The sequence below is a fragment of the Curtobacterium sp. Csp2 genome, from assembly GCF_013347165.1.
On record NZ_CP054593.1, the window covers coordinates 2858108 to 2867857 of the forward strand.

Annotated in this window: 7 protein-coding genes and 2 pseudogenes; 2 read left to right on the top strand and 7 right to left on the bottom strand. The window is 73.1% G+C overall.

All coding sequences use genetic code 11. The annotated features are described in order from the left end of the window. Window positions 1–303 (top strand): annotated as a pseudogene (locus HUN59_RS13830) (DUF3097 family protein); the annotation flags it as partial. A 42-nt stretch (window positions 304–345) separates the two neighbouring features. Here the strand turns inward: HUN59_RS13830 and HUN59_RS13835 are convergent. Next, a pseudogene (locus tag HUN59_RS13835) lies at window positions 346–1011 on the bottom strand (DUF3097 family protein); the annotation flags it as partial. Between HUN59_RS13835 and HUN59_RS13840 the strand changes: the two are divergent. Then, window positions 944–1996, top strand: coding sequence for a zinc-dependent alcohol dehydrogenase family protein (locus tag HUN59_RS13840; protein ID WP_174778667.1), 1053 nt, complete (start codon window positions 944–946; stop codon window positions 1994–1996). The pseudogene HUN59_RS13835 and the gene HUN59_RS13840 overlap by 68 nt on opposite strands. Window positions 1997–2162: 166 nt before the next feature. On the opposite strand, the gene HUN59_RS13845 is transcribed toward HUN59_RS13840, so the two are convergent. From HUN59_RS13845 to HUN59_RS13870, 6 genes are all read right to left on the bottom strand, one after another. Continuing rightward, window positions 2163–2885: a methyltransferase domain-containing protein gene (locus HUN59_RS13845; RefSeq protein WP_254629891.1), complete on the bottom strand. Its 723-nt coding sequence runs from the start codon at window positions 2883–2885 to the stop codon at window positions 2163–2165. Then, entirely contained in the window at window positions 2882–3967 is a 1086-nt protein-coding gene (locus tag HUN59_RS13850) for a type III polyketide synthase (RefSeq protein ID WP_174778668.1), read from the bottom strand. The genes HUN59_RS13845 and HUN59_RS13850 overlap by 4 nt, the downstream gene beginning before the upstream one ends. Window positions 3968–4094: 127 nt before the next feature. Next, entirely contained in the window at window positions 4095–5600 is a 1506-nt protein-coding gene (gene gatB / locus HUN59_RS13855) for an Asp-tRNA(Asn)/Glu-tRNA(Gln) amidotransferase subunit GatB (protein ID WP_174778669.1), read from the bottom strand. Then, window positions 5600–7147 (bottom strand): Asp-tRNA(Asn)/Glu-tRNA(Gln) amidotransferase subunit GatA, encoded by a 1548-nt coding sequence (gene gatA, locus HUN59_RS13860; protein ID WP_058742244.1) that lies wholly within the window; start codon window positions 7145–7147, stop codon window positions 5600–5602. Before gatA ends, gatB begins: the two co-directional genes overlap by 1 nt. Window positions 7148–7157: 10 nt before the next feature. Then, window positions 7158–7457: an Asp-tRNA(Asn)/Glu-tRNA(Gln) amidotransferase subunit GatC gene (gene gatC / locus HUN59_RS13865; protein WP_058728900.1), complete on the bottom strand. Its 300-nt coding sequence runs from the start codon at window positions 7455–7457 to the stop codon at window positions 7158–7160. Window positions 7458–8225: 768 nt separating this feature from the next. Beyond that, the coding region (locus HUN59_RS13870) for a transglycosylase domain-containing protein (protein ID WP_174778670.1) at window positions 8226–9750 on the bottom strand (1525 nt) is incomplete at its 5' end.

Genomic DNA, 9750 nt, shown 5'->3' on the forward strand with positions numbered 1-9750 from the left:
GTCGAGGGCGTCGTGGTCGAGTACCTGGAGGGCGTCGACAACCTCGCCGAGGTGCTCGACGAATTCCGGCCCTCGCGCGACCGTCGTGTCGGCGTGCTCGTCGACCACCTGGTCCCCGGGTCGAAGGAGTCCCGTTTCGCCGACGCCGTGATGCGCGGGAAGTGGGGCGCGCACGTCCTGGTCGTCGGGCACCCGTTCGTGGACGTCTGGCAGTCGGTGAAGCCGTCGCGGCTCGGGCTGACCGAGTGGCCGACGATCCCGCGCTCGATCGAGTGGAAGAAGGGGATCCTGCAGCACCTCGGCGAGGTTGTCGACGCCCTCCAGGTACTCGACCACGACGCCCTCGACGCGGAGGTCGGCGCCCCAGACCTTCTCGACGAGCTCGGCGTCGTGCCTGCCCTCGACCATGATCCGCGACGGGAGCGCCACCCGCGCGCGCTGCTGCTCGACCGCGAACGACCCGGACGCGGTGCGGAGGCGACCACCGTCGGACGCGTGCCGGACGGCGGGCGCTGCCCCGATCCTCCCGGCCGGGGCCGCCGCACCACCTGTCGGACCGGCGGCCGGACGCGCACCCCCGGAGCGGCCGACCGGGGCCTGCGGGCGGCCGAGCGTGACGAGCTCCCCTTCGAGCAGGAACTGCCCGGTGAAGGGGAAGGCGCGGATGCGTCCCTTCCAGTCCTCCAAGGAGACGTTGCCCGCCTCGAGGCCCACGACGGCGCCCGCCCAGCCGGAGTCCGGGTCCTCGAGCACCATGTCGCGCTCGAGCGGCACCTCCCGCACCTTCTTGACGCCCTGCGAGCGCCAGTCGCCCGAGAGCACGTCACTGCCGTACCGGTCGTCGTCCACCCGGGAAGCGTAGTGTCGACGGGTCCCGCAACGGCGCCGGCACCCTGGCGCGTCTCGGCACGCGCCGTGACCACCACCGATCGGAAGGCCCATCGTGCGCGCAACCGTCATCCACGCCCCCCGCGACATCCGCGTCGAGGAGCGTGACGCCCCCACCGTCATCGACCCCACCGACGCCGTCGTCAAGCTCACCGCCGCCTGTGTGTGCGGGTCGGACCTCTGGCCGTACCGCGGCGTCCGCGACACGACGGAGCCCCGTGCGATCGGGCACGAGTTCGTCGGTGTCGTCGAGTCCGTCGGCGACGCGGTCACCGGCCTGTCCGTGGGCGACTTCGTGATCGCGCCGTTCACCACCAACGACGGCACCTGCCAGGCCTGTGCACACGGCATGACGAGCGGCTGCGACCACGGCTCGACCTTCGGCGTGACGCCGGACGCGTACGGGCACCCGCTGGGCGGCGCGCAGGCCGAGTACGTCCGCGTGCCGGACGCCGCCGCGACGCTCGTCGTCGTGCCGGGTCCCGTGGACGACGACCTCGTGCCCTCGCTGCTGACGCTGTCGGACGTCTTCTCGACCGGGCACCACGCGGCCGTCTCCGCCGGGGTCGGGCCGGGCAAGACCGTCGTGGTCGTCGGCGACGGCGCGGTCGGGCTGTCCGCCGTGCTCGCGGCCGCGCGCCTGGGTGCCGAGCGGATCATCGCGATGAGCCGGCACGCCGACCGTCAGGCCCTCGCGCGGGAGTTCGGCGCGACGGACGTCGTCGAGACCCGCGGCGACGAGGGCGTCGCGGCGGTGCGGGAGCTGCTCGGCGGGGACCTCGCGGACTGCGCCCTCGAGGCCGTGGGCACCGCGGAGAGCATGGACCAGGCGCTCCGGGTCGTCCGTCCCGGTGGTGCGGTGGGCTACGTGGGCGTCCCGGCGGGCGACCCCGAGCTGCCGATGCCGTTCCTGTTCGCGAAGAACATCACCGTCGGTGGCGGCATGGCCCCGGCGCGCGCGTACATCCCCGAGCTGCTGCCCGACGTGCTGTCGCGGGCGATCGAGCCGGGCAAGGTGTTCGACCTCGAGCTGCCGCTCGAGCAGGCGCCCGAGGCGTACGCGGCGATGGACGAGCGGCGGGCGATCAAGGTGCTGCTGCGCCCGTAGCGCGCGGCGCGCGCGGGCGCGGGCGCGGTGCGCGGTGCGCCCGGCGGGCGGGACGAGTCTCGCGCTCAGCGACGAAACTCGGCCCCGCGAGCGCGAGGCTCGTCGCACAGCGCGAGACTCGGCTCAGCCGGCGCCCCGCCCGGCGGCCCGGCCGCCGGGGCTCCCCTCAGGCGTCCCGCACCGCGAGCACCCGGTGCGGCGCCGCCCGCTCCGCCCGCCACCCCGCCGGCAGCACGTCCTGCAGCTCGGGCACGGTGAACGACCGCCGGATGGACCGCAGTCCGTCCACCCGCACGAACGTCCCGACCGCCACGAGCGGCGACGCCACCGCGTACGCCCGGTAGGCCTGCCGCGACCGCCGGATGTCCGAGTGCAGCACCCGACTCGTCGCGAGCTGCTCCGAGTCCGCCAGGAACGCCGCCCGCGCCGGGTCGTCCAGGTGGTGCAGCACGTGGTTCGACACCACGACGTCGAAGCGCTCCCCCGCGGCCACGAGCTCGCCGCTCGACGCCTGTCTGAACGTCACGCCCCGCGCGGTGGAGCGGCGCGCCGACGTGATCGCCCGCTCGTCGGGGTCGATCCCGACGACCTCGACCGCGAAGCCGTCGCTCCCCGCCCAGCGCACGAGCGCCCGGGCCAGGTCGCCCCCGCCGCACCCCAGGTCCAGGATCCGCGCGCGTCCCGAGGCGGGCAGCGCCGGCACGACGTGCGTCCGCCACGCCGCGCGCCACCCGCTGACCAGGGCGTTCACGACGGCGAACCGCCGGAAGGTCCGTTCCAGGGCGCGCGGGTCGCAGTCCGGGTCGTCCATCAGTTCGCGCAGGTCCGTCGCGCGGGCGCTCAGGTCCACGGCCTGGAGGCGCGTCTCCCCTCCGGCACGTCCGCTCACGCCGGGACCGCCGTCAGTCGGGCACTCTCCACCGTCAGCCCGGGGCCGAAGGCGACCGCCACGAGCGACGACCCGTCCGGCACTCCCTGCTCGAGGGCGTCGCGGAGCACGAACAACACCGTCGCGCTCGACATGTTGCCGTGGTCGCGGAGCACGCTCCGGCTCGACGCGACCGCCGCGTCCGGCAGCCCGAGCGACTCCTGCGCGCGGTCGACGATCGCCCGGCCACCGGGGTGCACGGCCCACACCGGCACGTCCGACGGGGTCTCGCCCTCGCCGAGCAGTCCCTGCACCGCGGCCGGCACGTGCACGCCGACGAGCTTCGGCACGGCCGTCGACAGGATCATCTCGAAGCCTTCGTCGCCGATGTTCCACGCCATCTCGGAGGCGCCCTCGGGGACCGTGGCGGTGGCGAAGCGCTCGATCCGGAGCCCGGGTCCGCCCTGCGTCACGACGACCGCGGCGGCCCCGTCCCCGAACACGCTGTTCGCGACGATCTGGTCGGGGTCGTCCGATGCGCGGACGTGCAGCGTGCAGAGCTCCGCGCAGACGACGAGCACGACCGCGTCCGGGTCGGCCTCGGTGAACGCGGCGGCGATGCGGAGCGCCGGGAAGGCCGCGCAGCACCCCATGAAGCCGATGTGGTGCCGGAAGACCCCGGCGGGCAGTCCGAGCTGCGCGACGACGTCGATGTCCGGCCCGGGCTGGGTGAACCCCGTGCAGGACACCGTGACGAGGTGCGTCACCCGTGCGGGCTCGATCCCCGCGCGCTCGACGGCGTCCCGGGCTGCGGCGACGAACAGGGCCGGGGCGAGGTCCCGGTAGCGGTCGTTCCGCGTGCCCGTGGACGGCGAGACGAGTGCGCCGTCGTCCTGCCGGAAGGTCCCGCCGGGCCGCGCGCTGTCGAGTTCCTCGAGGACCGTGTGCCGGTGTGCGACGTCGGATCCGTCGAAGGCGGCCGGCACGAGTCGGCGGCCGAGCCTGCCGAGGTCGGGCTGGCCGGCGAACAGGTCCCGCACCGCCGCCTGGTCGAGGGTGGTGTTGGGGACGGCGGTCCCGACGGCGCGGATCGTTGCGGTCACGACCCATCCTGTCACCGGGTCGCTGACGCGTCCCCAGGATCGGTGACCGCACCGCAGACGGGCCGCGAGACGGACTGGAGGCACGTGGCGGACCCGCCACGTGCCTCCAGTCCGTCTGCTGGTCGCGCTACGACTGCTGCGCGCGCTCCAGGACCAGCTCGCGGACCCGGGCCGCGTCGGCCTGACCCTTCATGGCCTTCATCACCGCACCGATGATCGCGCCCGCTGCCTGGACCTTGCCGTCCTGGATCTTGGCGAGCACGTCCGGCTGGGCCGCGAGGGCCTCGTCGACGGCGGCGGTCAGCGCCGAGTCGTCGGAGACGACCTTGAGCCCACGCGACTCGACCACCTGGGCGGGCGAGCCCTCGCCGGCGATGACGCCCTCGAGCACCTGGCGAGCCAGGCGGTCGGTCAGGTCCCCGGACTCGACGAGCGCGATCGTCTCGGCGACGTGCTGCGGCGACACGAGGTCACCCGCTGCGGTCTCCTGCGCGTTCGCGACACGGCTGATCTCGCCCGTCCACCACTTGCGGGCGGCCTGCGGCGACGCACCCGCGGCGACGGTGGCCTCGACCTCGTCCAGCAGGCCGCCGTTCACGACGTCCTGGAACTCGAGGTCACTGAAGCCCCACTCGCCCTTGAGGCGACGACGACGCGCGACGGGGGCCTCCGGCAGGGACGCGCGGAGTTCCTCGACGACGGCGGGGTCCGGCACGACCGGGAGCAGGTCGGGCTCCGGGAAGTAGCGGTAGTCGTCGGCGTCGGACTTCGGTCGGCCGGCCGAGGTGCGGCCGGTGTCCTCGTGCCAGTGCCGGGTCTCCTGCGTGATCGTGCCGCCGGCGGCGAGGATCGCGGCCTGCCGCTGGATCTCGTAGCGGATCGCGCGCTCGACGGCGCGGAACGAGTTGACGTTCTTCGTCTCGGTGCGGGTGCCGAGCTTCTCCTGGCCCCACGGGCGCAGCGAGATGTTCGCGTCGCAGCGCAGGTTGCCGCGCTCCATGCGGGCCTCGGAGACGCCGAGCGCACGGACGAGGTCACGGATGACCTGCACGTAGGCGGCACCGAGCTCGGGGGCGCGGTCCTTCGCACCGAAGATCGGCTTCGTGACGATCTCGACGAGCGGTACGCCGGCGCGGTTGTAGTCGACGAGCGAGTACTCGGCGCCCTGGATGCGACCGGTGGCACCGCCGACGTGGGTCAGCTTGCCGGCGTCCTCCTCCATGTGGGCGCGCTCGATCGGGACGTTGAAGATCGTGCCGTCGGCCAGCTCGACCTCGACCTCGCCCTCGAACGCGATCGGCTCGTCGTACTGCGAGATCTGGTAGTTCTTCGGGTTGTCCGGGTAGTAGTAGTTCTTCCGGGCGAACCGCGAGGACTCGGCGATCGAGCAGCCGAGCGCGAGCCCGAGCTGGATCGAGTAGCGCACGGCCTGCTCGTTCACGACCGGCAGCGACCCCGGGAGCCCGAGGTCGACCGGCGTCACGTTCGTGTTCGGCTCACCACCGAAGAAGTTCGGGGCGTCCGAGAACATCTTCGTCTTCGTCGCGAGCTCGACGTGGACCTCGAAGCCGAGCACCGGCTCGAAGCGCTCGAGCGCCTCGTCGAAGTCCATCAGCGCTTCCTTCTGCGCCATCAGATCACACCTTCCTGCGCAGCGGACTGCTGGTACGGGTCGAGGTCCGGGATGCTGTCGATGAGCGGGTGGCCCCACTGCTGCTCGAGCAGGCGCTCGAGGGCGGCGCCGTAGCGGTACAGGCGGGCGTCCTCGCGCTGCGGGGCCATCAGCTGCACGCCGGTCGGCAGCGAGTCCTCGGGCGCGAGGCCGTTCGGGATGCTCATGCCGGGCACGCCGGCGAGGTTCGCCGGGATCGTCGTGAGGTCGTTGAGGTACATCGACAGCGGGTCGTCGAGCCGCTCCCCCAGGGGGAAGGCGGTCGTCGGGGCCGACGGGCTGATGAGCAGGTCGACCTGCTCGAACGCGGCCGCGAAGTCGCGCTGCACCAGGGTGCGGACCTTCTGCGCGGAGCCGTAGTACGCGTCGTAGTAGCCCGCGCTCAGGGCGTACGTGCCGAGGATGATGCGGCGCTTGACCTCCGGGCCGAAGCCGGCCTCGCGCGTGGCGGCCATGACGTCCTCGACGGTCGCGCCGTTCTCGGGCGTGACGCGCAGGCCGAAGCGCACGGAGTCGAACTTCGCGAGGTTCGACGACGCCTCGGCCGGCAGGATCAGGTAGTAGGCGCTGATCGCGTACGCGAAGCTCGGGGCGTCGACCTCGACGACCTGGGCACCGGCGGCCTCGAGGATCGCCACGGTCTCCTGGAAGCGCTGCGTGACGCCGGCCTGGAAGCCCTCGCCACCGGCGAGCTCCTTCACGACGCCGACCTTGAGCCCGCGGAGTGTGTCCGCCTGCAGGCCCTCGCGCGCGGCCGCAGCCATCGACGGCCAGGCGTCCGGGATGGACGTGGAGTCCTTCGGGTCGTGTCCGCCGACGACGTCGTGCAGGAGCGCGGCGTCGAGGACCGTCCGCGACACCGGACCGATCTGGTCGAGGCTCGACGCGAGCGCGATCGCGCCGTAGCGGCTGACCCCGCCGTACGTCGGCTTCACACCGACCGTGCCCGTGACGGCGCCCGGCTGGCGGATCGAGCCGCCGGTGTCGGAGCCCAGGGCGAACGGTGCCTCGTGCGCGGCGACCGCGGCGGCCGAACCACCGCCGGACCCGCCGGGGATCCGGTCGAGGTCCCACGGGTTGTGCGTCGGACCGTAGGCCGAGAACTCGGTGGTCGAGCCCATCGCGAACTCGTCCATGTTCGTCTTGCCGAGCGGCACGAGGCCGGCGGCGCGGAGCTTGGCGACCGGGGTGGCGTCGTAGGGCGGCCGCCAGCCCTCGAGGATCTTCGAACCCGAGGTCGTCGGCATGTCCTGCGTGCACAGGACGTCCTTGATCGCGATCGGCACGCCCGCGAGGGCACCGAGGTCGTCCCCGGCCGCTCGGCGCGAGTCGATCGACTTCGCGACGGCGAGGGCGTTCTCGTTGACGTGCAGGAACGCGTGGACGTCCCCGTCGACGGCCGCGATGCGGTCGAGGTGGGCCTGGGTGGCCTCGACGCTCGAGACGTCGCGCGCCACGAGGGCGTCGGCGAGCGCCGCGGCGCTGAGCTTGGTGATGTCGTCGGTCATCTTCTGTCGCCTACTGTTCTTCGCCGAGGATCGCCGTCACCCGGAACCGTTCGCCGTCGGAGTCGGGGGCACCGGACAGCGCCTGCTCCTGGGTCAGCGTCTGCCCCACCACGTCGGGTCGGGTGACGTTGCCGAGCGGCACGGGGTGGCTCGTCGCGGGGACGTCGTCGGTCGCGACCTCGGCGACCTTGGCGACGCTCTCGACGATGTGCGACAGCTCCCCGGTCAGCTTCTCGATCTCGTCGGGCGTGAGTGCGATGCGGGCGAGGTTCGCCAGGTGCGCGACCTGCTCGCTCGTGATGTCAGGCATGGTGCTCCGTCGATCGGTTCGTGGGATGCGCACCAGTCTATTGGCCGGTCCCGACGCGCGGGTCCCGCTCCGGTTCCGGGCCCGTTCCCACCCCGATCCCGCCCCCGTTCCCGTTCCCGTTCCCGTTCCCGTTCCGCGAGCGGGCGGTATCCGCGACCACCTCGCCAGGTGACGCACCCTTTCCGCCCGCTCACCGCCTCCCGTCCGCACGGGCCACGCCACCCGCGGTCGCGACCCCACTCCGCCACCGCGAGCGGGCGGTATCCGCGACCACCCCGCCAGATGGCGCCCCCTTTCCGCCCGCTCGCCGCCTCCCGTCCGCACGGTCCGCGCCACCCGCGGTCGCGACCCCACTCCGCCACCGCGAGCGGGCGGTATCCGCGACCACCCCGCCAGGCGACGCACCCTTTCCGCCCGCTCGCCGCCTCGCTCCACGCGAGTGGGTGCTTCCCGCCTGCCGTACGGAGCGCGCACCGCACGGAACGCCCGCTCGCGGTCGCGAGCATCGCCCCGTCACGGCCTGGAGGCACGGGCCCGGTCCGCCGCGCGGGCCCGGTTCTGCAGCGCGCAGCCAACCCCGGACCCCGAGCGGGCGGAATCGTCGCGCCACTCCCGCCGGACACCGCGTACTTCGCCCGCTCGCCGCCCCGCGCCCCGCGCCCCGCGCCGCGCGCAGCCGCACTGCGCGCCGCGCCCCACAGGCCCGGTGCCCGCACACAGCGGAGGCGCGGCGCCGACCCACCGGGCCGGCACCGCGCCTCCTGTCCGCTACTTGCCGGAACCCGAGCCGGGCCCGGTCGTCCCGCCCTTCCCGGACCCGCCGCCGGACGCACCGCCGCCGGTCGAGCCGGAACCAGAACCAGACCCGGCCGCAGCACCAGCACCAGTACCACCAGCAGCCGGAGCAGCTGGCGTGGACGGCGCGGACGGCGTCGAACCGGCGCCCTGCCCGGACGAGGCCGAACCCGCAGCCGAACCCGCAGTCGAGTCACCGGACGAGGACGACGACGGCGCCTTCGCCACCGAACCGATCATCGCCGGGTCCGGCGCCGGCAGCGCCCCGCCGGACAGCGTCTGGTCGAGGTAGGTCATCATCGAGCGGCCGACCCCGAACTTCGCGCTGTACCCGGTCGTCCCGTGCGGGAACGGCACGTTCGCGAGCCCGACGTTCCCCTGCACGTTCCCGATCCAGGTCGCGTTCGTGTACTTCGTCGTCGAGGTGACGAGCCAGTTCTGCACGTCACCGTCGGTGGTGCCGGTCTTCGCGAACTTCGGTACGGAGTCGCCCGGGTTCGCCGTGGCTGCCGTCCCGGCGCCGGTCAGGACCCCCTGCAGGGCGTAGTCGACGGTGCCGGCGACCTCCTGCGAGACACCGCGGGTGCAGGACGAGGGCGACGGGGTGATGCTCGTGCCGTCGGCCTCCTTGACGGAGTCGATCACGGTCGGGGTGCAGACGATGCCGCCGTTCGCGAAGCCCGCGTAGGCCTCCGCCAGGTCGATCGGCGACAGGTTGTTCGTCCCGAGCACCGACGCCGGGTTGGAGTCCGGCGCGGACCCGTCCGCCTGGTGGATGCCCATCGCCTGCGCGGTCTCCTTGATCTTGCAGAGGTCGAGCTGCTTCGCCATCGCGCCGAACGCGGTGTTGATCGACTCCGACGTCGCCGCCTGCACGGTCATCGACGCGGGCACGCTCTCGGCGTTCGCGACCTTCCACGGGTCACCGCCGAGTCGCACGCACGAGTTCGTGAACTCGGACTGCGGGAAGGTGTGCTCGGTCGTGTTGACGGACTCGGACAGGGTGTGCCCGGATGCGAGCCACTCCGCCAGGGTGAACACCTTGTACGTCGAACCGGTCTGGAACCCGCCGGAGTTGCCGTACGCGGTGTCCGCGTTGTAGTTGATCGCGGTCGCGCCGGCACCGCCGTTGTCGCTCTGCGTGTAGCTCGTGTTCTGCACCATCGACAGCACGCGACCGGTGCCCGGCTCGACGGTGACGTTGGTCCCACCGACGTCGACGCCGTCCACGGTGGCCGGGACGTAGGACGACAGCGCCGACTGGGCCTGGGCCTGCAGGTCGAGGTCGAGCGAGGTGTGGATCTCGAGCCCCTTCGTGTCGAGCGTCTCGATCCGGTCCGCCGCGGTCGCTGCCCGTTGTCCCTTGTCGTTCGGCTGGTCGATGCGCAGGTTCGACGGGTTGTTCAGGATCGCCACGAGCGTCGCGGACTGCGGGAGCGACAGGTCCTTCGCGTGCACGCCGAAGTAGTACTCGGCTCCGGCCTCGGCGCCGTAGACC